At 68.7% G+C, this 26,336-nt stretch carries 27 protein-coding genes and 1 tRNA gene; 17 read left to right on the forward strand and 11 right to left on the reverse strand.

Annotation, left to right across the window (positions count from 1 at the left end):
* The first annotated feature begins 81 nt into the window (after positions 1–81).
* Genes MWU52_RS13700 through MWU52_RS13715 form a run of 4 tightly spaced genes read left to right on the forward strand, consistent with a single transcriptional unit; the run spans position 82 to position 3,972 of the window.
* Entirely contained in the window at positions 82–726 is a 645-nt protein-coding gene (locus MWU52_RS13700) for an FkbM family methyltransferase (protein ID WP_246953170.1), read from the forward strand.
* A 3-nt stretch (positions 727–729) separates the two neighbouring features.
* On the forward strand, positions 730–1,866 hold the full coding sequence (locus tag MWU52_RS13705; RefSeq protein WP_246953172.1) for a GSCFA domain-containing protein: 1,137 nt from the start codon (positions 730–732) through the stop codon (positions 1,864–1,866).
* Positions 1,863–3,410 carry a glycosyltransferase family 2 protein gene (locus MWU52_RS13710; protein WP_246953174.1) on the forward strand — a complete coding sequence of 516 codons (1,548 nt, stop codon included), beginning with the start codon at positions 1,863–1,865 and terminating at the stop codon, positions 3,408–3,410. The genes MWU52_RS13705 and MWU52_RS13710 overlap by 4 nt, the downstream gene beginning before the upstream one ends.
* 10 nt (positions 3,411–3,420) lie before the next feature.
* Positions 3,421–3,972: a class I SAM-dependent methyltransferase gene (locus tag MWU52_RS13715; RefSeq protein WP_246953176.1), complete on the forward strand. Its 552-nt coding sequence runs from the start codon at positions 3,421–3,423 to the stop codon at positions 3,970–3,972.
* Positions 3,973–4,029: 57 nt separating this feature from the next.
* On the opposite strand, the gene MWU52_RS13720 is transcribed toward MWU52_RS13715, so the two are convergent.
* On the reverse strand, positions 4,030–5,430 hold the full coding sequence (locus MWU52_RS13720; RefSeq protein WP_246953178.1) for an L-serine ammonia-lyase: 1,401 nt from the start codon (positions 5,428–5,430) through the stop codon (positions 4,030–4,032).
* Positions 5,431–5,436: 6 nt separating this feature from the next.
* Positions 5,437–6,324, reverse strand: coding sequence for a lysophospholipid acyltransferase family protein (locus MWU52_RS13725; RefSeq protein ID WP_246953180.1), 888 nt, complete (start codon positions 6,322–6,324; stop codon positions 5,437–5,439).
* A 129-nt stretch (positions 6,325–6,453) separates the two neighbouring features.
* Here MWU52_RS13725 and MWU52_RS13730 point away from each other — a divergent pair, with 129 nt between their 5' ends.
* Positions 6,454–7,056 (forward strand): lytic transglycosylase domain-containing protein, encoded by a 603-nt coding sequence (locus MWU52_RS13730; RefSeq protein WP_348645522.1) that lies wholly within the window; start codon positions 6,454–6,456, stop codon positions 7,054–7,056.
* Between the two features lie 77 nt (positions 7,057–7,133).
* Positions 7,134–7,799, forward strand: coding sequence for a D-lyxose/D-mannose family sugar isomerase (locus MWU52_RS13735; RefSeq protein ID WP_246953181.1), 666 nt, complete (start codon positions 7,134–7,136; stop codon positions 7,797–7,799).
* On the opposite strand, the gene speD is transcribed toward MWU52_RS13735, so the two are convergent.
* Entirely contained in the window at positions 7,796–8,203 is a 408-nt protein-coding gene (speD, locus tag MWU52_RS13740; protein WP_246953183.1) for an adenosylmethionine decarboxylase, read from the reverse strand. The genes MWU52_RS13735 and speD overlap by 4 nt on opposite strands.
* Positions 8,204–8,272: 69 nt before the next feature.
* Positions 8,273–8,348 (reverse strand) — tRNA-Lys (locus tag MWU52_RS13745).
* 85 nt (positions 8,349–8,433) lie between these two features.
* Between MWU52_RS13745 and dapF the strand changes: the two genes are divergently transcribed.
* Positions 8,434–9,246 carry a diaminopimelate epimerase gene (gene dapF / locus MWU52_RS13750; protein ID WP_246953185.1) on the forward strand — a complete coding sequence of 271 codons (813 nt, stop codon included), beginning with the start codon at positions 8,434–8,436 and terminating at the stop codon, positions 9,244–9,246.
* On the forward strand, positions 9,243–10,508 hold the full coding sequence (mtaB, locus tag MWU52_RS13755) for a tRNA (N(6)-L-threonylcarbamoyladenosine(37)-C(2))-methylthiotransferase MtaB (protein WP_246953187.1): 1,266 nt from the start codon (positions 9,243–9,245) through the stop codon (positions 10,506–10,508). The genes dapF and mtaB overlap by 4 nt, the downstream gene beginning before the upstream one ends.
* On the opposite strand, the gene MWU52_RS13760 is transcribed toward mtaB, so the two are convergent.
* Complete coding sequence (locus tag MWU52_RS13760; protein ID WP_246953189.1) at positions 10,465–11,382, reverse strand: DMT family transporter; 918 nt, start codon at positions 11,380–11,382, stop codon at positions 10,465–10,467. The genes mtaB and MWU52_RS13760 overlap by 44 nt on opposite strands.
* A 154-nt stretch (positions 11,383–11,536) precedes the next feature.
* Here MWU52_RS13760 and MWU52_RS13765 point away from each other — a divergent pair, with 154 nt between their 5' ends.
* From MWU52_RS13765 to MWU52_RS13785, 5 genes are all read left to right on the forward strand, one after another.
* Complete coding sequence (locus MWU52_RS13765; protein WP_246953191.1) at positions 11,537–12,136, forward strand: glutathione S-transferase; 600 nt, start codon at positions 11,537–11,539, stop codon at positions 12,134–12,136.
* A gap of 189 nt (positions 12,137–12,325) precedes the next feature.
* The gene (gene petA / locus MWU52_RS13770; protein ID WP_246953193.1) at positions 12,326–12,913 is read left to right on the forward strand and encodes a ubiquinol-cytochrome c reductase iron-sulfur subunit; all 588 of its coding nucleotides are present in this window, start codon (positions 12,326–12,328) and stop codon (positions 12,911–12,913) included.
* 12 nt (positions 12,914–12,925) lie between these two features.
* Entirely contained in the window at positions 12,926–14,287 is a 1,362-nt protein-coding gene (locus tag MWU52_RS13775; protein ID WP_246953195.1) for a cytochrome b N-terminal domain-containing protein, read from the forward strand.
* 14 nt (positions 14,288–14,301) lie between these two features.
* A complete protein-coding gene (locus MWU52_RS13780) occupies positions 14,302–15,102 on the forward strand; it encodes a cytochrome c1 (protein ID WP_246953197.1) in 801 nt (266 codons plus the stop codon).
* Between the two features lie 117 nt (positions 15,103–15,219).
* Positions 15,220–15,693 (forward strand): hypothetical protein, encoded by a 474-nt coding sequence (locus MWU52_RS13785; protein ID WP_246953199.1) that lies wholly within the window; start codon positions 15,220–15,222, stop codon positions 15,691–15,693.
* A gap of 63 nt (positions 15,694–15,756) precedes the next feature.
* On the opposite strand, the gene infB is transcribed toward MWU52_RS13785, so the two are convergent.
* Genes infB through rimP form a run of 4 tightly spaced genes read right to left on the reverse strand, consistent with a single transcriptional unit; the run spans position 15,757 to position 21,064 of the window.
* Positions 15,757–18,213 (reverse strand): translation initiation factor IF-2, encoded by a 2,457-nt coding sequence (gene infB, locus MWU52_RS13790; RefSeq protein WP_246953200.1) that lies wholly within the window; start codon positions 18,211–18,213, stop codon positions 15,757–15,759.
* A complete protein-coding gene (locus tag MWU52_RS13795; RefSeq protein WP_246954594.1) occupies positions 18,210–18,842 on the reverse strand; it encodes an RNA-binding protein in 633 nt (210 codons plus the stop codon). Before MWU52_RS13795 ends, infB begins: the two co-directional genes overlap by 4 nt.
* Before the next feature lie 18 nt (positions 18,843–18,860).
* A complete protein-coding gene (gene nusA / locus MWU52_RS13800; RefSeq protein WP_246953202.1) occupies positions 18,861–20,477 on the reverse strand; it encodes a transcription termination factor NusA in 1,617 nt (538 codons plus the stop codon).
* A complete protein-coding gene (gene rimP / locus MWU52_RS13805; RefSeq protein WP_246953204.1) occupies positions 20,477–21,064 on the reverse strand; it encodes a ribosome maturation factor RimP in 588 nt (195 codons plus the stop codon). Before rimP ends, nusA begins: the two co-directional genes overlap by 1 nt.
* A gap of 168 nt (positions 21,065–21,232) precedes the next feature.
* On the opposite strand from rimP, the gene MWU52_RS13810 reads away from it, so the two are divergent.
* Positions 21,233–22,744, forward strand: coding sequence for an FAD-dependent oxidoreductase (locus tag MWU52_RS13810; protein ID WP_246953205.1), 1,512 nt, complete (start codon positions 21,233–21,235; stop codon positions 22,742–22,744).
* On the opposite strand, the gene MWU52_RS13815 is transcribed toward MWU52_RS13810, so the two are convergent.
* Positions 22,741–22,992, reverse strand: coding sequence for an I78 family peptidase inhibitor (locus tag MWU52_RS13815; protein ID WP_246953208.1), 252 nt, complete (start codon positions 22,990–22,992; stop codon positions 22,741–22,743). The genes MWU52_RS13810 and MWU52_RS13815 overlap by 4 nt on opposite strands.
* A 77-nt stretch (positions 22,993–23,069) precedes the next feature.
* Between MWU52_RS13815 and MWU52_RS13820 the strand changes: the two genes are divergently transcribed.
* On the forward strand, positions 23,070–24,182 hold the full coding sequence (locus MWU52_RS13820) for an S-(hydroxymethyl)glutathione dehydrogenase/class III alcohol dehydrogenase (RefSeq protein WP_246953210.1): 1,113 nt from the start codon (positions 23,070–23,072) through the stop codon (positions 24,180–24,182).
* Positions 24,179–24,565, forward strand: a complete 387-nt coding sequence (locus MWU52_RS13825; RefSeq protein WP_246953212.1) for a hypothetical protein — start codon at positions 24,179–24,181, stop codon at positions 24,563–24,565. Before MWU52_RS13820 ends, MWU52_RS13825 begins: the two co-directional genes overlap by 4 nt.
* Here the strand turns inward: MWU52_RS13825 and MWU52_RS13830 are convergent.
* Positions 24,562–25,338 (reverse strand): SDR family oxidoreductase, encoded by a 777-nt coding sequence (locus MWU52_RS13830; protein ID WP_246953214.1) that lies wholly within the window; start codon positions 25,336–25,338, stop codon positions 24,562–24,564. The two genes, MWU52_RS13825 and MWU52_RS13830, sit on opposite strands and share 4 nt — an antisense overlap.
* Before the next feature lie 39 nt (positions 25,339–25,377).
* Between MWU52_RS13830 and MWU52_RS13835 the strand changes: the two genes are divergently transcribed.
* A complete protein-coding gene (locus tag MWU52_RS13835) occupies positions 25,378–26,334 on the forward strand; it encodes a 3-keto-5-aminohexanoate cleavage protein (RefSeq protein ID WP_246953216.1) in 957 nt (318 codons plus the stop codon).
* The last annotated feature ends 2 nt before the right edge of the window (positions 26,335–26,336 follow it).

A 26,336-nucleotide genomic window follows, 5' to 3' on the forward strand; every position in this document is an offset into this window, starting at 1 on the left:
GAACGCAAACCCGCTTTACCCCCGCGGCAAAAAGGGGCGGACCGCGCCGGGACGCGGATCGCGGACCACGAGGAGACGGTGATGGCGATACCCGACAAGATGCAGGCCCGCTACTTCCGTGGCTACGGGTTCGAGGCGCCGACGATCATCGATGTCGGTGTGCTGAACGGCACACCGTTCCTCTACGACGCGTTCCCCGATCGCGAATTCATCCTGGTCGACCCGCTGGAGGAGAGCCGCGCGGCGGTGGCCGATCTCTGGGGCGGGCTGAACTACAGCTTCCACGTCGTGGCGCTGGGTGCGCGCAAGGGCCGGATCGAGATGGAGATCGACCCCCGCCGCCTGGCCCGAACGTCGGGCAGCCGGCGGCTGGATGGGGACGCGGTGCTGACCCGGCGCGAGGTCGACGTCGTTCGCCTGGACAGCCTGACCGAGGGTCTGCCCGGGCCGTTCGGCCTGAAGATCGACACCGAGGGGCAGGAGCTGGCCGTGCTGGCCGGTGCCACGCGCACGTTGAAGCGATGCGAGTTCGTGATCGCCGAGACCTCGATCAAGAAGCGTTTCGACGGCGGCTATCGCTTCTCGGAGATGATCGCCTTCATGGCGGCGCAGGGCTTCGAGGTGCACAGCTTCCTGAGCGGGCTGACCCGTGCGCCGCGCATGTCGGACGTGCTGTTCGTTCCGGCCGACAGCCCGCGTTTCGACATGGCCCCGAAGGAGGTCTGAGAGATGAACAAGCCGTCGGCCACCACCTTCAACTTTCAGCACACCCGGCAGGAAAGCGTGTTCCGCACCTGGTTCCGGGGCGAGCACACCAACTTCAACCCCGATTTCGCCCGCATGGCCGAGGCGGATGCGGCGCTGAAATGGGTCACGCAGGGATGGGAACCGTCGGCCCGCACGGTCACGCCCGAGACCCGGATCACGGCCTTCGGGTCCTGTTTCGCGGCCAATATCTCCAACTGGCTGGCGAGGCGGAACTACAACATCCTGACCCGCGACGAGGGGTCGAACGCCTATGTCGTGAAATGCGGCGAGGGGATGGTGAACAGCTTCGTCATCCGCCAGCAGTTCGAATGGGCCTTCGAGGGGCGCCGCTTCGAGGAGGCGCTCTGGCATGGCTACGACGCCGAGAGCTATGGCTATGACGAGGAGGTCCGCCGGCAGACGCTGGAGATCTTCTCGAAGACGGACCTGTTTATCCTGACCTTCGGCCTTAGCGAGGTCTGGTACGACAAGGTGACGGGCGGCGTCTTCTGGCGGTCCATCCCGCAGGAGGCCTACGACCCGTCGCGCCACAAGTTCCGCGTCACGACCGTCGAGGAGAACAAGGACAACATCCGCGCGATCCACGACCTGATCCGCAAGCACCGGCCCGACGCCAAGATCATCTGCACGCTGTCGCCCGTGCCCCTGATCGCGACGTTTCGGCCGGTCAGCTGCATCAGCGCGAACTCGGTATCGAAGGCCGTGCTGCGCGTCGCCCTGGACGAGCTGATGCGCGAGCTGGGCGATGAGGGCCATCTGCACTACTGGCCCAGCTACGAGATCGTGACGGATGTCTTCCATTCGCCCTTCAAGCAGGATCGCCGCCACCTGCCGCGCGCGGTGCTCGACTTCATCATGATGCTGTTCGAACAGGTCTGGTGCGAACGGCAGCCCACCGACGCCGAGATGCTGCGCCACTGGATCGCCGCGCTGTCGGCGTCGGGCCTCGTCTCGGACCGGTTGGAGGGCGCGATCAAGGAGGACAGCCTGACCGCGCTGCGCCGGATCATGGCCAAGCGCAAACTCGCCCGCCACCCGGAGGCGGAGGCGGCGATCCGCGCGCAGCTGGAACGCCTCGAAGGAATGCTGAAGGCGTGAAACCCGTGCGCGAGAACGCCACCGCCATGGTCGCGCGCCTGCCCAAGGGCGGGCGGGGCGCCGAGATCGGCACCCACGAGGGCCGTTGGACCCGCGCGCTGGTCGACATCGCGCAGCCTGCCGCCCTGACGCTGATCGATCCCTGGGCCGAGGATCCCGAGCAGGACGCGCGGCCCCATGCCTATGTCGCCCCCCAGGTGGAACGCGACGCGCAGCACGACGCGGTCCGGGCGGCCTTTCCCCAGGCCATGGTCCTGCGGGCCCCTTCGACGGAGGCGCTGACCGTGATGCCGGACGCATCGCTGGACTGGATCTTCCTCGACGGCAACAAGCAGTACGACTTCGTCCTGGCCGACCTGGAACAGGCCGCCCGCATCGTCCGCCCCGGCGGCTCGATCGCCGGCTGCGGATGGCATTGGGGCGCGGAACTGGGCCGCCCGGTGCGGGCCGCCTTGGGCGACGTGGCCGCCCGGCTGGGCGGGGCCGAGGTGGAACGGCTGGGACAGTTCTGGCGCATCGTTCGGCCCTGGACCGGAACTTTGGCGCCCCGCCCGGCCGAGGAGCGGTTCCTGATCGTCTCGACCATGAAGAACGAGGCGCCCTACATCCTCGAATGGGTCGCACATCATCAGGCCATCGGCTTCACCGATTTCCTCGTCTTCACCAACGATTGCGACGATACGACCGATCCATTGCTGGATCGGCTGGAGGCGCGGGGCGTGCTGACGCATCAGGTCAACACCGTCCTGCGGCGTGGCCCGCACAAGTCGGCGCTGAAATGGGCCAAGGACCATGTCCTGCGCCACAAGGCGACCTGGATCCTGATCGCCGATGTCGACGAGTTCATCAATGTCCGCGCAGGTGACGGCACCGTCCCGGGCCTGATGCGCGACCTGGGCCCCGAGACCGACGTGGTGAGCTTTCCCTGGAAGGTCTTCGGCAATGGCGGCGTCGAGGCCTTCGCCGACGCGCCGCTGACGGCCCAGTTCACCGCCTGCGAGCCGCTGCCCCGCCGGGGCGGGCGCCGGTTCCGCGACGTCAAGACGATGTTCCGCCGGCCCGAGGCGATGTACCATTTCGGCCTGCACCGCCCCCGCATCCGCGAGGAATGGCGCGACCGGATCGTCTGGAAGACGCCTGCGGGCGACGACATCAGCGCGCGCATGAACGCGGGCCAGGCCTGGATGATGCCCTGGGGTGCCAGCCAGGACGCGGCCTACATGCACCACTATCCGCTGCGCTCGCTCGAGGCGTATATCCTCAAGAAGAACCGCGGGCGGGCCAACCATGTCGGCGAGGATCTGGGGCGCGACTACTGGGACAAGTGGAACATGTCGGGCGGCCGCGACGCCACGCTGGTGCAGGGTGCGCCGGGCTTCGCTGACGCACTGGCCGGACTGCGCGCCGACCGCGCCACGCGGCAGCTGCACAAGCAGGGCGTCGCCTGGCACCGGGCGCAATTCGCGGACCTGATGCGGGAGCCGCGCTATCGCGCACTCTGGGACGAACTCAAGACGGGCACGGCGGCGGATCAATCCGCCTGAAGGGAAGATCATGGCAGGAAAACGCGACGAGACGAGACGCCGGATGCTGGAGACGTTGCCCAGGGGCGGCGTGGGCGCCGAGGTCGGGGTCTGGGAAGGCCGGTTCAGCGAAACCATCCTGGAGGTCTGCGCGCCTGCGCGCCTGCACCTGATCGACCCCTGGGAATACGACCCCCGGTTCAACAACACCGGCTTCGGGCGCAAGAAGAACGCCGAGCGGATGCCGCAGATGCACGAGATGGTCGCCGCGAAATTCGCCGGCGACGACCGCGTCGTCCTGCACCGCGCCACCTCGCAGGAGGCACTGCTGGAGATGGAGGACCACAGCCTCGACTGGGTCTATATCGACGGCAATCACAACGAACCCTTCGTGGGGATGGATCTGGCGCTGGCCTGCAAGAAGGTCCGCCCGGGCGGCGTCATCGCGGGTGACGACTATCACTGGAACGACGGCGAGGGCACGCCCGTCCGCGACGCCGTTGCGCGCATCATGGAAAAGCTGGGCGATGCCGCCACTCTGGAGACGATGGGCCAGCAATACATCATCCGCCTGGCCGGCTGACCTCCCGCTTCCTCTGGCGGGAAATACCTCGGGGTCCGGGGCAGGGCCCCGGCGCCCTCAGCACTCGGGCAGGTTGACGGCCAGCCCGCCCTGCGACGTCTCCTTGTACTTCTCGGACATGTCGCGCCCGGTCTGGCGCATGGCCTCGATGCAATTGTCGAGCGGCATGAAATGCGTCCCGTCGCCGCGCAGCGACAGCGACGCGGCCGACACCGCCTTGATCGCGCCCAGGCCGTTGCGCTCGATGCACGGCACCTGCACCAGACCGGCGGCCGGATCGCAGGTCATGCCCAGGTGATGCTCCAAGGCGATCTCGGCGGCGTTCTCGACCTGTTCGGGCGTGCCGCCCAGTGCGGCGCAGAACCCCGCCGCCGCCATGGCCGAGGCCGACCCCACCTCGCCCTGGCAACCGACCTCGGCCCCCGAGATCGAGGCGTTGTGCTTGATGAGGCCGCCGATCGCCGCCGCCGTCAGCAGGAACGTCCGGATGCCCTCGGGCGAGGCGCCGACACAATGGTCGCGGTAGTAACGGATCACGCTGGGCACGACGCCCGCTGCACCGTTGGTGGGCGAGGTGACGACCGCGCCGCCGGCGGCGTTCTCCTCGTTTACGGCCATGGCATAGACCGACAGCCAGTCGTTCACGACATGCGGCTGCGCCAGGTTCAGGCCCGCCTCGGCGCGCAGCTGTTCGTGGATGGCCCGCGCGCGGCGCCGCACCGACAGCCCGCCCGGCAGGATGCCGTCCTGCGCCAGCCCGCGGTCGATGCAACCGTCCATGGCGCGCCAGATCGCGTCGATCCGGGCGCCCAGCTCGCCCTCGGGCGTCAGCACGGCCTCGTTCTGCCATTTCATCCGGGCGATGCTTTGCCCCGTGGCCTGCGCCATCGCCAGCATCTCGGCGGCGGATCCGAACGGATGGGGAAAGCCCGCCTCGGCCTTGGCGGCATGCAGGTCGGGCGGATCAGAAAGCTCTCGTTCGGTCACGACGAACCCGCCGCCGACAGAATAATACGTCTCCTGCATATGCAGGTGCCCCGCCGCGTCGAAGGCGCGCAGCACCAGCCCGTTGGCATGGCCGGGCAGGGGCGGGCCCCAGTCGAAGGCCAGATCCGCCTCGGGGTCGAAACGCAGGTCCGGCAGACCCTCGGGGGCCAGGGTCCCGGTCTCGCTCAGCCGGGCCAGGTCGGCCTCGGCGCGATCCATGTCGACGCGGGCGGGGGAATGGCCCAGCAGCCCCAGCATCACTGCCCGGTCGGTCGCGTGGCCCTTGCCCGTCCAGGCCAGCGACCCGTGCAGCGTGGCGGTCAGATGCGCCGCGGCGCCCGATCCGGGCTCGGGCTCGGCGCCGCCGCGCAAGGCGTCGAGGAACCGTTCGGCCGCCACCATCGGCCCCATCGTGTGTGAGGAGGACGGCCCGATGCCCGGTTTGAAGATGTCGAAGATGCTCAGGAACATCGGATCCTATCCTTGATCGGCACGCGCACGGGCCTTTCGCCCACCCTTGGCCTTCCAGCGCAGGTGCAGCCAGTGCCATTGCGACGGATGGCGCGTCACCCACGACGACAGGCGGTCGTTGAAGTCGCGCATCATCGTCTCGGCGTCGGAATGGGGGATCGCCGCCTCGAACACGATCCGTATGCGGCCGTCCACTTCGGGCGCGAAGGCAGGCACCAGCGGCAGGTCGTAGCGCAGCGCCAGTTCGGCGGCGGCCAGCGACGTACGCGCCGGATGGCCCAGGAACGGGATCAGCGGCGCGCCCTTGACGAACTGGTCGGGCAGCAGGGCCACGAACCCGCCCGCCCGCAGGTGGCGCAGCAGGTCGCGGTTGCCGGCCCGGCCCTTGGCGATGATCGGCTGGCCGCCCTGTTCGATCCCCTCGCGGAAGATGGGTTCGTAATAGGGGTTGTTGTTGGGGCGATAGATCGCGCCGGTCTCCATCCCCTCGCGCCGAAGGACGTGGCGGATCGCCTCCCACTGGCCGAAATGGCCCGAGACGACGATCGCGCCCCGACCCTCGGCATGCGCCGCGCGCAGCGTGTCGAGGCCGGGCCCCCCGGCGGGCAGGTCTGCGACCTCGCGGGCGAAATCGGCGTTGTACCAGATGCCGGTCAGCGTGCGGCCGATGTTGCGGGTGGCGTCGCGCAGGATGCGCCGCCGCGTGTCCTCGGCCATGTCCGGCCAGACCAGGCGCAGGTTGGCCCGTGCCCGACGGCGCAGGGGCGTCAGACGCACGGCCCATTCGGTCACCCATGCCATGACCCGCCGCCGCCACCGCAGCGGCAGCACCGAGATGCAGGCCAGCAGCAGGCGCAGGCCGGCGGCCTGAAGACGGTAGGACAGGTCTCTCATGCCCCAAGGGGGTGACGCATGGCGCGCGACCTTTCAAGCGCGGAGCTTCGCCAACGCGCGCACGGGGGGACTCCCGCATCGCGGGCCGATCCGATATGGCGCGCGGAAAGTCCGAGGAGGTCCGTGCCCGTGTTCCGTTTCATCCTGCCGCTTCTGATCGCGCTTGCCGCCTGTGCCCCCGCGCCCACCGACCCAGATCCGGCCGTGCGCGAGGCCCTGCCGCTCCATCCCGGCGAGACGCCGGCGGTGCGCGCTTTGGTCAACAAGTGGGCCGATCACTACGACGTGCCGCGCAGTCTCGTGCACCGCGTCATCCAGCGCGAGAGCGACTATCGCGCCGCCGCACGCAACGGGCCGTATTACGGCATGATGCAGATCCTGCCGGCCACGGCGCGGAACATGAACTTCGCGGGCACACCGCGGCAGCTGTTGGATGCGGATACGGCGCTGAAATACTCGATCCGCTACCTGCGCGGGGCCTGGATGGTGTCGGATGGCGACGAGTACGAGGCGATGATGTGGTATGCCAAGGGGTTCTACTTCGAGGCCAAGCGCCGGGGCCTGCTGCAGGAGACGGGTCTGCGCGGCACGCTCTGGCGCGACTACGACGCGGGGCGGCGTCCGCTGCCGTCGATCGACGATACCGGCCGCCTGGTCGCCGAGCCGCCCGTGCCCGACTGCGCGCCCGCCAGCGGCTTTGCGGGGCTTCTGGGCGCCGAGACCTGCGCCTGACGCGAACGGCGCGGGTTGACCTGCGCCCGTCGCTCCATGCCCATGGCGGGGCCGATGGTCGAAAGGGGAGAGGTGACATGAAACGGTCCGATATCAATCGTATCCTGTCGGAGGCCGACGCCTTCATCCGCGCGCATGGCCATATCCTGCCGCCTTTCGCCTATTGGACGCCCGACCGCATGCGCGCGCCCGACGCGACGGGTCTGCGGGACCGGGGCCTGGGCTGGGACATCACCGACTACGGCCAAGGCCGGTGGGCGGAGATGGGGCTGTTTCTTTTCACCACCCGCAACGGCAGCGTCGCGGATCTGGGGGCGGGGCGCGGGATGCTCTATGCCGAGAAGATCATGATCTCGCGCGAGGGGCAGCTCTCGCCCATGCACCGCCACAACGTGAAGGCGGAGGACATCATCAACCGCGGCGGCGGCACGCTGGTGCTGGAGCTGTTCGCCCCGGACGCGGATGGCGGCATCGACCGGCGCGCGGACGTCACCGTGCCCTGCGACGGGCTGGACCGCACCCTGCCGGCGGGTGGGCATCTGCGCCTGGCCCCGGGCGAGAGCGTCACGCTGATGCCGGGCATCTGGCACGCGTTCTGGGCCGAAGGGGGCGACTGTCTGATCGGCGAAGTCTCGACCGTCAACGACGACCGCACCGACAACGTCTTCGCCGAACCGATCGGCCGTTTCGCCGAGGTCGAGGAGGACGAGCCACCGCGCCATCTTCTGGTGTCGGATTACTAAGCCGCGCCCGCGGAGACGGCCGCGCCGCGGCGCAGGCAGGTCACCGTCTCGCGGCCGGGGCGGAAATGTGCCCGCAGCACCGGCAGCGCCGCCATCGGGTCGCAGGCGCCGCACATGAAGATGTCCAGCACGGCCAACCCATGCTCGGGCCAAGTGTGGATCGAGATGTGGGATTCGGCCAGCAGCGCCACGCCGGTGTAGCCCGCCCGGTGGCCGAAATCGCGCAGCGCGACATCCAGCACGGTCGCGCCCGCCGCTTCCGCCGCGCGGCGCAACACCGGCACGCAGGATGCGGCATCGCACAAATGCGCGGCCTCGTGGAAATCGACCAGGACATGCCGCCCCAGGCCGGGTCTGTCGCAATGCGGATCCATCGCCCCCTCATGCGCGAAAATCCCCGCCACGCTAGGCTGCGACGGGCGCGCGTTCAACGTGGGGGACGACGTTCGGTGATCCGGACCTGGGCGGAGATATGGTGAGCCGACAGGGGCTCGAACCCTGGACCTACTGATTAAAAGTCAGTTGCTCTACCAACTGAGCTATCGGCTCACTCCGGGCGGCTCCTACCGAGGCGCCCTGCCGTCGTCAAGCCGGGGGTCTTTCAAAAGTTCCCCGCCGCGCGTATCTGGCCGCCATGACCGATTTCGGCACAGACGGCCTGCCGTTCATGAAGATGCACGGGCTGGGCAACGACTTCGTCGTGGTGGACGAGCGGGCGACCGGCCCGCGCGTCGACGCCGGGCTCGCGCGGGCCGTGGGCGACCGGCATCGCGGCGTGGGGTTCGACCAGCTCGCCGTGATCCGCGACGCCGGCGATGCCGATCTGGCGCTTGCCTTCTGGAACGCCGACGGCAGCACCTCCGATGCCTGCGGCAACGCCACGCGCTGCATTGCCGCCTGGGAGATGGCCCGGCTGGGCGCCGATCGCCTGACGCTACGCACGGAACGCGGGGTGCTTGTGGCCGAAGCGCGCGAAGACGGGACGACCGCGGTGAACATGGGGCCGCCGGTTCTCGACTGGCGCGCGATCCCCCTGGCACGCGAGGTTTGCACCCTGCACCTGCCCATCGATGGCGATCCGGTCGCGACCGGCATGGGCAACCCCCATTGCAGCTTTTTCGTCGCCGATGCCGAGGCCGTCGACCTGCCCAGCTTCGGTCCGATGCACGAGCATTACGCGCTGTTTCCCGAACGCACCAACGTGCAGGTCGCGCATGTCGTTGCGCCCGACCACCTGCGGATGCGGGTGTGGGAACGGGGCGTCGGCATCACCCAAGCCAGCGGGACGTCCTCCTGCGCCGTGGCCGTGGCCGCCGCGCGGCGGGGGATCACCGGGCGCCGGGTGCGCATCGACCTCGACGGCGGAACGCTGCATGTCGACTGGCGTGACGACGGGGTGTGGATGGCCGGTCCGACGGCGCATGTCTTCGACGGGGTGCTACGATGAATGCGCCGCGCCTGACGGGGCCGATCCTGTCCAATCACGGCTGCCGGCTGAACGCCTACGAGGCGGAGGCGATGCGCGAACTGGCCGGACAGGCGGGGCTCGACGACGCGATCATCGTCAACACCTGCGTGGTGACGGCCGAAGCCGTGCGCAAGGCCCGCCAGGACATCCGCCGCTTGCGTCGCGAGAACCCCGGGGCGCGCCTGATCGTCACCGGCTGCGCCGCGCAGACCGATCCCGACGCCTTCGCCGCGATGGCCGAGGTCGATACCGTCCTCGGCAATGCCGAGAAGATGCGGCCCGCCACCTGGGCCGGTCTCGCCACCGGCGACAGCGAACCGGTGCAGGTCGACGACATCATGTCCGTCACCGAGACCGCCGGGCACCTGATCGACGGCTTCGGCACCCGCAGCCGCGCCTATGTCCAGGTCCAGAACGGCTGCGACCACCGCTGCACCTTCTGCATCATCCCTTACGGGCGCGGCAATTCACGCTCTGTCCCCGCCGGCGTCGTGGTGGAACAGATCGCGCGGCTGGTGGATCGCGGGTTCGCCGAGGTGGTACTGACCGGCGTGGACCTGACCTCTTGGGGCGCCGACCTTCCGGGGCGGCCACGTCTGGGCGACCTCGTGCGGCGCATCCTGAAGCTGACGACGGTGCCGCGCCTGCGCATCTCCTCCATCGACTCGATCGAGGCGGACGAGGCGCTGATGCGCGCCATCGCCGAGGAGGAGCGGCTGATGCCGCATCTGCACCTGTCGCTGCAGCACGGCGCGGACCTGATCCTGAAGCGGATGAAGCGCCGGCATCTGCGCGCCGACGCCATCCGCTTCTGCCGGGAAGCACGACGCCTGCGGCCGGACATGACCTTCGGCGCGGACATCATCGCCGGCTTCCCGACCGAGACGGAGGCGCATTTCGCCGAGTCCCTGCGACTGGTGGAAGAATGCGACCTGACCTGGCTGCACGTCTTTCCCTATTCCGCGCGCCAAGGCACGCCGGCTGCCAAGATGCCCGCCGTCGATGGCAAGTTGATCCGCGAACGCGCCGCGCGATTGCGGGCGGCGGGCGATGCCGCCGCTGCGCGGCATCTGGCGTTGCAGGTGGGTCAGGACCACGAAGTCCTGATGGAAAGCCCGCGCATGGGCCGGACGGCGCAATTCGCCGAAGTTAACCTCGATCGGGACGAGGCCGAGGGCACGATCGTCCCGGCGCGGATCACTTCAGTCGAAGGAACGCACCTTCGGGCCGTGGCCGCCTGATCGTCGCCAGCCCGCCCGCCGCGATCAGCAGGATGCCCAGCCACCCCCAGGGCCCCGGCAGATGCGCGAAGAGGGCGAAGTCGAGCGCCACCGCGAACACCAGCCCGGCATAGTCGAACGGCGCCAGCACACCGACGGGCGCGCGGGCCGACGCCTCGGTCGCGGTGATATGCGTGGCCGCGCCCAGAAGGCCGGCCCCGCCTAGCCAGGCCCAGAGCACGGGGGTCATCGGCGTCCACCCCGTCATCAGCGTGGCCAGCGCACCGATCACCGTGGCCACCACCGCGAAGGACAGCGCGATGGAGATCGTCGTCTCGGTCGCCGTCATCGCGCGGATATGGACGCGGACCCAGGCCATGATCCCGGCCGAGGCGATCCCGGCGATCATGCCCGACAGTTCCGACCAGCCCCAGTCGGGTCGCGCGATCGAGGTATAGAGCATCGCCAGCATCCCGACGAAGCCCAGGGCGACCGAGATCACCGCGCGCACCGACAGCCGCTCGCCCAGCAGGATCACCGCGAGCGGCACGCTGAGGACCGGGGCGAGATAGCTGAGCGTCTGCGCATGGGCCACGGGAAGCTGTCCCAACGCATAGAAGTTCAGCATCATCGTCAGCCCACCTGCGAGACCGCGCATCAGATGCTTGGCGGGCGCCCGCGGCAGCCAGGCTGCGACCGGCGCCGTCATCGCCGCCCAGAGGATGAGCCAGGGGAGCGAGAGCCCCGCCCGCATCAGCACGATCTGCCCGGTCGAGGCATGGGCGGCCGCGCCATGGACGCAGATGCCCAGGCTGGTGGCGAAGAACGCCCCGCACAGACGCAGCGCGATGGCCGAACGCAGGCGATCGGCGGGCAGGGCGGGGGCGTGGACCATGGCGGCGAACCTGCGCCTGCGGGGGACCCGCTGCAAGCGTGCAGGGCGTCGCATTCCCGGAAACCCGCCCATGCGCCCGGTTTCGGGGGCGATTGCGTTCCGGGGCCGGACCTCTAGGCTCGTCGTGACCGACACGCCCGATCCCGGAGATCCCATGCAGCTTCTTACCTCCCCCGCGTCGCCCTTCGCGCGCAAATGCCGCGTCGTCCTGCTGGAGATCGAGCAGGATGACGTCGAGCTGCGCGACGTGAGCGCCAGCCCAATGGGCGGCGAGGCGGCGCTGAACGCGGCCAATCCTTCCGGCAAGATCCCCGCCTTGATCCGTCCCGACGGACCGACGCTGTATGACAGCCGGGTCATCTGCCGATTCCTGGACATGCGCGCCGGCGCGCGGCTCTATCCCGAGGCGCGGCTGTGGGAGGTTCTGTCGCTGGAGGCCAATGCCGACGCCATCATGGAGGCGGCGGTGGCCATCACCTACGAGAAGCGCCTGCGCCCCGAGGATCTGTGGTGGCCCGACTGGTTCGAGGCGCAATGGACCAAGATCGCACGGTCGCTGGACGCGTTGGGCGAGCGGTCGATGCCGCTTCTGCGCGGGCCGCTCAACATGGCGCAGATCGCCGTGGGATGCGCGCTGGGCTACCTGGATCTGCGCCACGGTGACCGCGACTGGCGCGCGGGTCGCGACACGCTGGCCGAGTGGGAGGCCGGTTTCGCCGCGCGCCCGTCGATGCAGGCAACGCGGCCCGGCTGACGGACGGTATTTGGGGCGCCCGTGGCGCGAAGCAACGAATCCCACCTGCGCGCGTTTGTCCGCTGGAACTCCGCCCCCGGCTTGCGCTAAGGGGGGCGGGACGCGGGCGAAAGGTCGACTTTCGCCCTGCTTCGGCGTTTCACTACCGGTCCGCTCCGGGGCCGACATCAAAGATCGGGAGATGGCTTCGTGTCACACGCAGACGACCACGCGGGCACCCGCCGCGATTTCCTCTACTACGCCACGGCGGCGACCGGCGTTGTGGTCACCGGGGCCGCCGTCTGGCCGCTGGTCAATCAGATGAACCCGTCGGCCGACGTGCAGGCGCTGGCCTCGATCGACGTCGACGTCTCGGGCGTGGAGCCGGGGACGCAGCTGACCGTCAAGTGGCTGGGCAAGCCCGTCTTCATCCGCCGCCGCACCCCCGAGGAGATCGAGGCCGCCACCGGCGTCGACATCGAGGACCTGCCCGACCCGCTGGCCAACAACGCCAATATCGACGGCGCCGCCCCGGCCTTCGACGACAACCGCGCGCTGCCGGCCTTCGGTGCCGCCGACGGGGACGCGTCCACCGGCGAATGGCTGGTGATGATCGGCGTATGCACCCATCTGGGTTGCGTGCCGCTGGGCGACGCGGGCGAGTTCGACGGCTGGTTCTGCCCCTGCCACGGGTCGCATTACGACACCGCCGGCCGCATTCGCAAAGGGCCCGCGCCGCGCAACCTGCCCGTGCCCGTCGCCGCCTTCACCGACGAATCAACGATCAAGCTGGGCTGAGGAGGCACCGAGATGGCTGGCATTCCGCACGACCATTACGAACCCAAGACATCGGCCGAACGCTGGATCGACCGGCGCATCCCGATCCTCGGGCTGCTCTACGACACGCTGATGATCCCCACGCCCAAGAACCTCAACTGGATGTGGATCTGGGGCATCGTGCTGACCTTCACGCTGGTACTGCAGATCGTGACCGGCATCGTCCTGGTCATGCACTACACCCCGCATGTCGACATGGCCTTCGCCTCGGTCGAGCACATCATGCGCAACGTCAACGGTGGCTGGGCCCTGCGCTACATCCACCAGAACGGCGCGTCGCTGTTCTTCGTCGCGGTCTACGCCCACATCTTCCGCAACCTCTATTACGGGTCCTACAAGGCCCCACGCGAGATTACCTGGATCATCGGCATCGTCATCTACCTGCTGATGATGGGCACGGCCTTCATGGGCTACGTGCTGCCCTGGGGGCAGATGTCGTTCTGGGGGGCCACGGTCATCACGGGCCTGTTCGGCGCCATTCCCTTCGTGGGCGAGGGTCTGCAGGCCTGGCTGCTCGGCGGGCCGGCCGTCGACAACGCGACGCTGAACCGCTTCTTCTCGCTGCATTATCTGATGCCGTTCCTGATCCTCGGCCTGACGGTGGTGCATATCTGGTCGTTCCACTCGACCGGAAACAACAACCCCACCGGGGTCGAGGTGCGCCGCACCTCCAAGGAGGAGGCCGCCCGCGACACGCTGCCCTTCTGGCCCTATTTCGTCATCAAGGACCTGTTCGCGCTGGCCGTGATCCTGCTGGCGTTCTTCGCCATCGTCGGCTTCATGCCGAACTACCTGGGCCACCCGGACAACTACATCGAGGCGAACGCGCTTGCGACGCCCGCGCACATCGTGCCGGAATGGTACTTCCTGCCGTTCTACGCGATCCTGCGGGCCTTCACCGCGGATGTCTGGGTGGTGATCGCCGCGGACTTCCTGACGGGCGGGATCATCGACGCCAAGTTCTTCGGCGTGCTGGCCATGTTCGGCGCGATCATCGTGATGGCGCTGGCGCCCTGGCTCGACACGTCGTCGGTCCGTTCGGGCCGGTATCGCCCGATGTTCAAGTGGTGGTTCTGGCTGCTGGTGATCGACTTCTTCCTGCTGATGTGGCTGGGTTCCATGCCCGCCGAGGAGCCGTGGGCGTCGATCTCGCTCATCGCGTCGGCCTACTGGTTCGCCTATTTCCTGGTGATCCTGCCGCTGCTCGGCGTGATCGAGAAGCCGCTGCCGCGGCCGACGACAATCGAGGCGGATTTCGTCGAGCATTACGGCGACACCGGCGATGCCACCGGAATGCGGCTGCCCGGCGAAAAAGCCGGCACCCCGGCCGAATAAGGAGAGAGGGACAGATGCTGTCGACAATCGGCAAGGCCCTCGCGGCCATCGCAATCTCGGCTTCGGCGGCGCTGGCCGCCGGAGGCGAGGATACCCATATCGAGGACTACGACTTCTCGTTCGAGGGGCCGTTCGGCACCTACGACCAGAACCAGCTGCAGCGTGGCCTGAAGGTCTTCACCGAGGTCTGTTCGGCCTGTCACGGGCTCAAGTTCGTGCCCATCCGCACCCTCGCGGACGAGGGCGGCCCGGGCTTCACCGAGGATCAGGTCAAGGCCTATGCCGAGCTTTACGAGGTGTACGAGTTCGACGAGGAACTGGGCGAGTACGACTATTTCACCGCCGAGGTCACGGACAACTTCCCGGAGGTCAATTCCGTCGGTGCGCCCGACCTTTCGCTGATGGCCAAGGCGCGGGCCGGGTTTCACGGGCCCTACAACCTCGGCATCAGCCAGATCTTCAAGGGCATGGGCGGCGCGGAATACATCGCCTCGCTCCTGACCGGCTATACCGGCGAGACCCAGGAAGTGGCGGGCACCGTCCTCTATGAGAACACGGCCTTTCCCGGCGGCCTGATCAGCATGGCACCGCCGCTGGGCGACGATTACGTCGAATTCGATGACGGCGCGCCCGCCGATCTGGAGAATGCCGCCAAGGACGTCGCCGCCTTCCTGATGTGGACGGCGGAGCCCAAGCTGGCCGCGCGCAAGCAGATGGGCCTCACGGCGGTCATCATGCTGGCCGTGCTGTCGGTCCTGCTCTACCTGACCAACAAGCGCATCTGGTCGCGGGTCAAGGGTCGGCGCGAAGCCTGAGGCGGGGCCGGAACGGCGGAAATCAGGACCGACCCTCCGGGGTCGGTCTTTTTCGTTGAGATCGATGGGCCCGGGGGTGCAGACAGTGGGGCCAGGACGGAAAAGGCGGGAACGGTGATGGCCGAGTTCAGGAAGACGGGCAGGGTCGGACGGACGGTCGCCGCGATCCTCGCCTATGCGGGATGGGCGGTCGTGGCGGTCGGCCTGCTGCTGGCGCTGGCCGGCGCGCTGACCGGTGCGACACCCGGCGCCGGCGCCCCCGCGGCGGGGGCGGGGCCGATCGCGCGCGTCGCCGCCGCGGCACTGGGGGCCGGGATCGCCCTGATCGGCCTGTTCGCAGTGATGATGGCCGCGCAGACCCGCGCCGCGCTGGATACGGCCGACCTGACGCGCGAGTTGCTGAGCCTGACGCGCCGCCGGCAGGACCCAAGGCCAGCCGCCCCGGTGGTGTCACCGAAGCCCGTCCCCGACGCGGCGGCCGACGACGTGCCGCCGATGCCGCCTTCGCCGCGTCCGCGCCTGGCCGCGACCGAGGACAAGCCCGGCCGCAAACGGGTCCACCCGATCTTCAGCGCACGCCCGCCGAAATAGTCCCGCCATGAAGAAGGGGCCCGCGATGGGCCCCCCTTCCGATTTCCTGCCGAGCGCGCTGCCTCAGGCCAGCGTCCGCTCGACCTCCTCGCGGGTGAAGATCTCGATGACGTCGCCGACGCGGATATCCTCGTAGCGCTCGAAGGCCATGCCGCATTCCTGTCCGGACTGCACTTCCTTGACCTCGTCCTTGAAGCGCTTAAGCGTCTTCAGCGTCCCTTCGTGGATCACCACGTTGTCGCGCAGCAGGCGCACGCCCGCCGAACGACGCGCGATCCCCTCAGTGACGAGGCAGCCCGCAACCTGACCGACGCCCGTGACCTTGAAGACCTCGCGGATCTCGGCATAGCCGATGAAGGTCTCCTTGATCTCCGCCGACAGGAGGCCGGATGCGGCCTGCTTGATGTCGTCGACCAGGTCGTAGATCACCGAATAATACCGGATCTCCACGCCCTTCTGGTTTGCAGCGGCCCGCGCCGGCGCGTTGGCGCGGACGTTGAAGCCGATGACCGGCGCGTCCGATGCCTCGGCCAGGGTGATGTCACTTTCGGTGATGGCACCGACCCCCGAGTGCAGGATCCGCACGCGGACCTCCTCGTTGCCGATCTTCTCCATCGCCTGCACGATCGCCTCGGCCGAGCCCTGCACATCGGCCTTGACCAGGATCGGCAGTTCGCTGACGCCCTGGTCTTCCTTGGCCTTCGCCATCATCTGGTCCAGCGTCGTGGCCGCACCGGCCGCCGCGCGCTTGTCCTTCGCGGCCTGCTCGCGATACTCGGCGATCTCGCGGGCCTGGGCCTCGGTCTCGACGACGTTCAGGACATCGCCCGCCTCGGGCGTGCCGTTCAGGCCCAGAACCTCGACCGGCACCGACGGCCCGGCTTCGTTCACGCGCGCGCCCTGGTCGTTGACCAGCGCGCGGACCTTGCCCCACTGCTCGCCCACGACGAAGATGTCGCCACGGCGCAGCGTGCCGTTCTGCACGAGGACGGTCGCGACGGGGCCGCGGCCCACGTCCAGCTGCGCCTCGATCACGGCGCCCTGGGCGGCTCGCTTCGGGTTCGCCTTCAGCTCCAGGATCTCCGCCTGCAGCGCGATCGCCTCCAGCAGCTTGTCAAGACCCTTGCCGGTGTGGGCCGAAACCTCGACATCCTGCACGTCGCCCGACATCTCCTCGACGATCACCTCGTGCTGGAGCAGTTCCGTCCGGACGCGGTTCGAATCCGCACCGGCCACATCCATCTTGTTGATCGCGATGATCATCGGAACGCCGGCTGCCTTGGCGTGGTTGATGGCCTCGATCGTCTGCGGCATGACCGCGTCGTCGGCGGCCACGACCAGCACGACGATGTCGGTCACCTGCGCGCCGCGCGCGCGCATCGAGGTGAAGGCCGCGTGGCCCGGCGTGTCGAGGAACGAAAGCGTCTTGCCGCCCGCCTCGACCTGGTAGGCGCCGATATGCTGGGTGATGCCGCCGGCCTCGCCCGAGACGACCTTGGTCTTTCGGATCGCGTCCAGAAGCGAGGTCTTGCCGTGGTCGACATGGCCCATGATGGTGATGACGGGGGCTCGCTCGACCAGGTCCTCCGCCTTGTCCTCGACCACGTCGATGACCTGTTCGACATCGGCTTCCGAGACGCGCTGCACCTTGTGGCCGAACTCCTCGATGATCAGCTCGGCCGTGTCGGCGTCGATCACCTGGTTCTGCGTCACCATCATGCCGTTCTGCATCAGCGCCTTGACGACGGCGGCGACGCGTTCGGTCATGCGGTTGGCCAGTTCCGAGACGACGATCGTCTCGGGCAGCTTGACGGTGCGGGTCACCTTCTCCTGTGGCGTGCTGGGGCCTCCACGACGCTGCCGCTCCTGCTTGCGGCGCATCGAGGCCAGCGAGCGCTGGCGTCCACCCTCGCCACCGGCCAGGGCCTGGTTCACGGTCAGCTTGCCGCCGCGCCGCTCGCCGCCGCGCGGCTTGCCGGAATCGTCGTCGCGCTTGCGCGGGCCGTCATTGCGGCCCGGACGCGCATCGGGGCCCAGGTTGCGCTGACGGTCGGGCTTGTCGGCGGTGGGGGCGGCGGCCGGCTCGATCGGGGCGGTCTTGCCCTCGCGCGTTTCGCGCTGGCGGCGTTCGTCCTCCTCGGCGCGCTGGCGGGCCAATTCGGCGCGCTCGCGCTCCTCGCGCTCCTTGTTCTCGATCTCGGCGCGACGGCGGGCGCGTTCGTCCTCGCGCTCCTTCTCCTCGCGCGCGCGGCGTTCGGCGTCCTCGGCCTCGCGGGCCTTGGCCATCTGCAGCGCCTTCAGGCGACGGTCCATCTCGGCGTCGGTGGTGCCGGATTTCTTGCCGCCCTGCGCGTTGACCACGGCGGCCGACTGCGCGGCCGGCTTGGGCACCGCCACGCGCTTGCGCTTGGTCTCCACCACGACGTTATTGGTGCGCCCGCGGGCGAAGCTCTGCTTGACGGTGCCGCTGCGGGCGCCGCCTCCGAGGCCGAGGGGTTTCTTGCCGTCCTGATCGCTCATGCGTTCCCGATATCCTTCTTGGCGGCCGGAGTGCCACCATCAACTTGTCTGATGCCTTGAAGCCTTGCGGCTTCCTCTACAATACGCCGCGCCAAGGTTCCAGACGCGACCGCGGCGTGTATCACGCGGTCCCGTCCGAAAGCCTGGCCCAGCTCGTCCGCGGTCAGGAAGCCGATCCACTTGCCGCCTTCCGGCGTCGACAGCTTTCCCTTCCCGCGCTCGGATCCGTCGGTGGCCTGCAGCAGAACCTGCGCCTCGCCGCGGTCGAGCATGATCTTGACCTTCTCGTAGCCCGCGATCGCGCGCCCGGCCTTCCGGGCGATGGCGATCGCGTCCTGCAGGCGCTTGAGAAGGCCGGCCTCCACCAGGTCGACCAATCCATCGGGGATCCGGACCTGCCTTTTCGCGCCCTTGGAGAACATGCGCTTCGCGACGGCCTTTTCCAAGGCCCCGCGCGTGGCGGAGACGTAGATTCCCCGCCCCGGCAGCTTGTTCGCCAGATCCGGGAAGATCGTGTCCTCCGGGCCCACGACGAAGCGGACCAGACCCTGCCTGGGCCCGGTCTCGCCGGTCACGATGCAGCGACGTTCAGGCTCGTCGCGTGTCTTGTCTCTGCCGCCGCGGGTCAGGGTAACGGTCCGGGGCGATCACGCCCCGGCCTCCTCGGGCTGGTCCTCGGTCTCGTCCTCGGACGATCCGACGACATCCTCGGGCGTGACCCAACCCAGCATGACGCGGGCGGTCATGATCATGTCCTGGGCTTCCTCCAGAGAGACGTCGAAGGGCTCGAGAAGGCCGTCATCCTTGACGCGCTCGCCATTCTCGACCGTCCAGCCGCCGGCAAGCTCCCAGTCGGCGCAGGTCGCGAACTCCTCCAGGCTGGTGACGCCGTCGGCCGTCAATGCCTCCAGCATCTGCGGCGAGAGGCCCTCGAAATTCGCCAGGTCGTCCTGCAGACCGGCGGCGCGCGCGGCCTCCATCGACTTGGCATTCTGCGCCTCGATGAAGTCGCGGGCACGGGCCTGCAACTCGTTGGCGGTGTCCTCGTCCACGCCGTCGATCACCAGAAGCTCGTCGGTCTCGACATAGGCGACCTCCTCGAGATTGGTGAACCCTTCGGAGACCAGCAGCTGGGCGAAGAACTCGTCCAGGTCGAGCGTGTCCATGAACAGCTTGGTGCGTTCCTCGAACTCGGCCTGGCGACGCTTCGATTCCTCCTCCTCGGTCAGGATGTCGATGTCGAGCCCGGTCAGCTGCGACGCCAGCCGCACGTTCTGGCCGCGCCGTCCGATGGCAAGCGAAAGCTGCTCTTCGGGCACCACGACCTCGATGCGCTCCGCTTCCTCGTCGATCACGACCTTGGAGACCTCGGCGGGCTGCAGCGCGTTCACCAGGAACGTCGCGGCGTCGTCCGTCCAGGGAATGATGTCGATCTTCTCGCCCTGCAGCTCGTTGACGACGGCCTGCACCCGGCTGCCGCGCATGCCGACGCAGGCGCCCACGGGGTCGATGGACGAATCGTAGCTGATGACGGCGATCTTGGCCCGGCTGCCGGGATCGCGGGCGCAGGCCTTGATCTCGATGACGCCGTCATAGATCTCCGGCACCTCCATCTTGAACAGCTCTTCCATGAACTCGGGCGCGGTGCGCGACAGGAAGATCTGCGGCCCCCGGACCTCGCGGCGCACGTCCTTGATGTAGACGCGGATGCGGTCGCCGGGGCGATAGCTCTCGCGGCCGATCTTGTCGTTGCGGCGCAGCACCGCCTCGCCCGCGCCGATATCGACGATGATGTTGCCGTATTCCTCGCGCTTGACGAGACCGTTGATGATCTGGCCGGCGCGGTCCCTGAACTCCTCGAACTGGCGGTCGCGTTCGGCCTCGCGGACCTTCTGCAGGATCACCTGCTTGGCCGATTGCGCGGCGATGCGGCCCATGTCGACGGGGGGGACCTCCTCGACAAAGGTGTCGCCCACCTTGGGGTCGTCGATATAGGGCTTGGCTTGCTCGACCGTGAACTCGGCCTTCTCGTTTTCCAGCTCCTCGGGCTCGACCACGGTGCGCACCCGGGTAAAGGTCGCGCGCCCGGTCTTGCGGTCGATCGACACGCGGATGTCCATCTCGCTGCCGTAGCGCGACTTGGCCGCGCGGGCGAGGCTCTCCTCCATCGCCTCGATGACCAGCGCGGGGTCGATCATCTTCTCTCGGGCGACCGCCTCGGCGGTCTGCAGCAGTTCCAGCTGGTTTGCGGATGTGATGGCCATTACTTGTCTTCCTCACCGTCCATGAGCGTTGTCACTTCGTCGAATTGGGTCTCGTCGATCTGACCCTTGTCCTTGCGCGCGTTCAGAACCTCGCGGATCAGGTCGTCCGTCAGGATCAGCTTGGCATCCGACAGCCAGTCGAACTTGAGCCCGATCGTGGGCGTCTGCCCGTGCTGCTCGATCTCGATCAGCACCTCGTCGCCCTCGACCCCCTGAAGGGTGCCCTTGAACCGCCGCTGGCCGTCGATCAGCTCGGTCGTCTCGACCCGCGCCTCGTACCCGGCCCAGGCCTCGAAATCCTTCAGTCGCGTCAGCGGGCGGTCGATGCCGGGGCTCGACGCCTCCAGCGTGTATTCGCTCTCGATCGGGTCCTCGACGTCCAGCACGGCCGAAAGCTCGGTGCTGATCCGTGCCAGGTCGTCGACCTCGATCCCGCCCTCGGGCTTGTCGGCCATGATTTGAAGCGTCGCCGTCTTGCCCGACATCAGCCGCAAGCGCACCAGCTCGAACCCCATATCCTCGACCACGGGGGCGACGATATCGGCCAGGCGCTTGTCCAGCGCGGTCTTGGCGATGAGGTCGGACATCGAACTTCCAGTCTTTCAGAATCGGGCACAAAAAAACGGGCCCGCGGCCCGTCGATCTTTCCCGGTGGAGCCCGTGGGCGCCGCTGTTGATCGGGGATATAGGGAAGGGGTTCGGAACATGCAAGCCGTCGCGCGACTTGTTCCCGTGAATAGCCAGGAGATCCGCCGATGCCCCGTTTCGACACCGCCGCCCTGGACGACATTCCCGAAGGCTCGCCGCACAAGGCGATGGCGGGCGACACGCCGATCCTGTTGATCCGCCGGGGCGATGAGGTGACCGCGCTCGCCCATGCCTGCCCGCATCTGGGCTTGCCGCTGTCGAAGGGCGTGGTGCGCGGCGACACGATCATCTGCGCCTTCCACCACGCCTGCTTCGACGCCCGCACCGGTCGCCAGACGCAGCCGCCGGGCCATGGCGACCTGCGCCGTTATGACGTGACCGTGACGGACGGGCGTGTGTCGGTCGACGTGCCCGAGGACGCCGACCCGCATGTCATACCCGATCACGCAGCGAAGGGTCTCGACCCCCGCCGGATCCTCATCGCGGGATCGGGCGCGGCGGGCGAGGCCTGCGCGCTGACCCTGCGCGAGGAAGGGTTCGAGGGGTCGATCGCGATGATCTCGCCCGAGACCCGCGCGCCCTACGACCGGACCATGTTGTCGAAGGCCGTGCTGGCCGGCGGCAAGACGGTGGACGAGCTGACCACCACCGATGCCGCCGGTCTCGCCACTCGCGACATCACCCGGATCGCGGCCCGTGTGACCGCCGTGACCGAGGGCCGCGTGACGCTGGCGGATGGCGGAACCCATGCCTTCGACGCGCTGCTGCTGGCGCCGGGCGGCATCGCCAACGTGCCGGACCTGCCCGGCACCGATCTTGCCGGCGTCCACACCCTCCGCTCCGCCGAGGAGGCCGCGCGGATTGCCGATGCCGCGGGGCAGGCGAAGAAGGCCGTCCTGATCGGCGGGGGCTTCATCGGGCTGGAGGCGGCCCTGTCGCTCAGCAAGCGCGGCCTCGACGTGACCGTGGCGATGCGCGAGGACGTGCCGCTGGCCAGGATCCTCGGCGAAAAGGTCGGCCGCACTATCATGGCCGAACACGAAGACGCCGGCGTGATCTTCATCCCCGGCGCGGAGATCGAATGCGTGAAGGGCGACGCCAAGGTCACCGGCGTGGCGCTTGCGGACGGCACGGTCATCGACGCCGACCTCGTCCTCCTCGCCATCGGGGTGCGCCCCGCGACGGTCGATATCGACGGCATAGCGACCGGCAAGGGTGGCGGGGTCGAAACCGCCTCCGACCTGTCGATCCCTGGCCGGCCGGGGGTTCATGTCGCAGGCGATTGCGCCCGCGCGCCGACCCCCTTCGGCCCCGCTCGGATCGAACATTGGCGCGTCGCGCGTCAACACGGCATCCGCGCCGCTCGCGCCATGCTGGGCCGGGCCGGGCCTACGGACGACATCCCGTTCTTCTGGACCGCACTCGCCCGGCAGTACCGCTATGTCGGCCATGCCGAGGATTGGGACGACATCATGTTCGACGGCGACCCGTCCGGCCCGTTCCTCGCCCGCTACGTCAAGGACGGCATGGTGATGGCCGCGCTGACAGCCGGGCGCGATGCCGATCTGGCCGACCTGCACCTCGCGATGGCCGAGGCGGGCGGCCCGATCCCGGCCTAGCCGCAGCGCAGGCCGAAGATGCGGCCCTGCCGGTCCACCAGCACGTTCAGGCGCTCCGGTACGAAGTCCAGCGTGACCGCCGAATCCGGCGGGACGATGCGGTGGTTCAGATCCGCCGGCAGGCTCACGGCGGCGATATTTGCGCCGACCAGTGCCGCGTATTCCCGGGCCCGGCATGGATCATCGGGGGCGGCGTCCTCCACTTGGCAGGCGGCCAGAAGCATCAGAAAGGGAATTGCGCGTTTCATCTCGGGGCCTCCACTCGTTCGTTGCAATCCATCCGCCGATATCCCAGCCTGTCAGGCAATAACGCGGGAGGGATCACATGCGCACCAAGGCCGCCGTCGCCGTCCAGGCCGGGAAACCGCTCGAGATCATGGATGTCGAACTCGAAGGCCCCAAGGCGGGTGAGGTCCTGGTGGAGATCAGGGCGACCGGCATCTGCCACACCGACGAGTTCACCCTGTCCGGTGCCGACCCCGAGGGCCTGTTCCCCGCGATCCTGGGGCATGAGGGCGCAGGCGTCGTTGTGGATGTGGGCCCCGGCGTGACCACGCTGAAGAAGGGCGATCACGTCATCCCGCTCTACACGCCCGAATGCCGGACCTGCGATTATTGCCTGAACCCCAAGACCAACCTCTGCCAGGCGATCCGCACGACGCAGGGCCAGGGCCTGATGCCGGACGGCACGTCGCGGTTCCGCACGCTCGATGGCGATCCGATCCTGCACTACATGGGCTGTTCGACCTTCGCCAACCACACCGTCCTGCCCGAGATCGCGCTGGCCAAGGTGCGCGCGGACGCGCCGTTCGACAAGATCTGCTATATCGGCTGCGGCGTGACCACTGGCATCGGCGCCGTCATCAACACGGCCAAGGTGGAGATCGGATCGCGCGCCATCGTGTTCGGGCTGGGCGGGATCGGCCTGAACGTGATCCAGGGGCTGCGGCTGGCGGGCGCCCACCAGATCGTGGGCGTCGACATAAATCCGTCCAAGGTGGACATGGCCACCCGCTTCGGAATGACCGATTTCGTCAACCCGAAGGATGTCGACGGCGACCTGGTCGCGCATCTCGTCGCCCTGACGGGCGGCGGGGCGGACTATACTTTCGATGCGACGGGCAACGTGGAGGTCATGCGCACGGCGCTGGAATCGGCGCACAAGGGCTGGGGCGAGAGCGTCATCATCGGCGTCGCGCCCGCCGGGGCCGAGATCGCGACGCGGCCCTTCCAGCTCGTCACCGGGCGCGTCTGGCGCGGCACGGCCTTCGGCGGCGCCCGCGGCCGCACCGACGTCCCGCGGATCGTCGACTGGTACATGGACGGCAAGATCGAGATCGACCCGATGATTACCCACACGATGCCGCTTTCGGACATCAACAAGGGGTTCGACCTGATGCATGCGGGCGAGTCGATCCGCAGCGTGGTCGTCTATTGATCCGGCTCGCTTTCCTCCTCGGCCTCATCACCGCGCCCGCCGCGGCGCAGGACGCGCTGACCGTTCGCGCCCCGGGTGGCGAGGTTCTGTCCTTCGGCCCGGAGGCCATCGAGGGCGCGCGGGTGGCGGAGGGCTGGGACGGGTCCGACATCGTGGCGATCCGCCTGACGGAGGCGGCGGCGCGGGACTTCGGGGCGTTCACCACCCGTCATGTCGGTGAAATCGTCGAACTCCTGCGCTGCGACACCGTTCTGGTCGCCCCGAGGCTCCAGACCCCGATCCGTGGCGGCCACCTGCAGATCCACGGCGATCTGGCGGGCGCGGGGGCGGCCGACCTGGCCTTGGCCATCCGCACCGCCCGGCCCTGCGCGCGGGACGGCTAGCCCAGCATTCCCAGATCCCCGTCCACCGCGATGGCCTGACCGCTGATCGTGCACCCGCGCGGGGACGCCAGGAACAGCACCTGATCGGCCAGCTGCCGCGCCGTGACGTAGTCCTTGATCGAGGCATGCGCGAAGGCGTCCGCCTCCACGTCGGCGAAGCCGCGTCCCTGCGCTTGGGCCCGCGCCTCCATCACCCGGCGCTGCCGGTCGCCCGCGACGAGGCCCGGCAGGATCGCGTTGGCCCGGATCCCGTCCGGCCCCAGCTCCAGCGCAAGCGACTTGGTGAACCCGATCACGCCCCATTTTGCCGCGGCATAAGGCGTCCGCCGCGCGAAGCCGAGCCGCCCGGCCGCCGAGGACATGTTGGTGATCGAGGCGTTGTCGCTGGCCCGCAGGGTCGTCACCGCCGCGCGGGTGCAGTTGAACTGCCCGGTCAGGCAGACATCCAGCGTGCGCGCCCAATCGGCCGGATCGACATCCTCGACCCCCGCCGTGGGTCCGGCGACCCCGGCATTGTTCACGAGCGCGTCCAGACCGCCCAGATGGTGGATGGCGCGGGCGACGAAGCCCTCGACGGCGTCGGTATCGGCGACGTCGCAGACCTCCGCCCGCAGGTTGGGCAGCTCGCACGCCACGGCGTCGAGCGCGTCGGCATCCACGTCGCAGATCGCCACCCGCGCGCCCTCCGCCAGGAACGCGCGCACGATCTCCAGCCCGATGCCGTCCGCGCCCGCCGTCACGATCACGCGGGCATCTTTCAGTTGCATGTCCATCGCCCACCTCCCACGCTGCCAGAAGATACGGAGGTCGCGATGCCCCGCAAGGTCATGATCACCTGCGCCGTCACAGGCGCGATCCACACGCCCAGCATGTCGCCGCACCTGCCGGTGACGCCGGACCAGATCGCCGACGCGGCCATCGGCGCGGCCGAGGCGGGCGCGGCGCTCGTCCACATCCACGCGCGCGACCCCGAGACCGGCAAGCCCGACCAGTCGCCCGACGCCTTCGCCCCGATCCTCGACCGGATCCGGCAGGGTTGCGACGCGGTGGTCAACATCACCACCGGCGGCGCGCCCACGATGCTGGTCGAGGAGCGGATGCAGCCCGCCCTGCATTTCGCGCCCGAGGTCGCGTCGCTGAACATGGGGTCGATGAATTTCGGCCTCTACCCGATGCTGACGCGCTACGACACGTTCCGGCACGATTGGGAACGGCCCTATCTGGAAGGCTCCGACGACCGCATCTTCCGCAACACCTTCGCCGATATCGAACACATCCTGCGCGCCTGCGCCGAGAACGGCACCCGGTTCGAGGTCGAGTGCTACGATATCGGCCATCTCTACACGCTGGCGCATTTCGCCGATCGCGGCCTGATCGCGCCGCCATTCTTCGTGCAATCCGTGTTCGGCCTTCTGGGCGGGATCGGCGCCCACCCCGAGGACGTGGCCCATATGCGCCGCACCGCCGACCGCCTGTTCGGGGACGATTACGAATGGTCGGTGCTGGGCGCCGGGCGCAACCAGATGACGATCGCCGCGCAATCCATAGCACTCGGCGGGCATGTGCGCGTCGGGCTGGAGGACAGCCTCTGGCTCGGCCCCGGCAAGCTGGCCGAAAGCAACGCGCAGCAGGTCGCCCATGTCCGCGCCCTGATCGAGGGGCTGGGCCACGCCGCCGCCACGCCTGACGACGCGCGTGCGATGTTGCGGCTGAAGGGGGCGGAGGCGACGGACTTCGGACGGATGGACCCCGCGCCCCGGCCGCGCTAGGA

It is taken from the genome of Jannaschia sp. S6380 (genome assembly GCF_023015695.1).
Classification (GTDB): Bacteria; Pseudomonadota; Alphaproteobacteria; order Rhodobacterales; family Rhodobacteraceae; genus Jannaschia.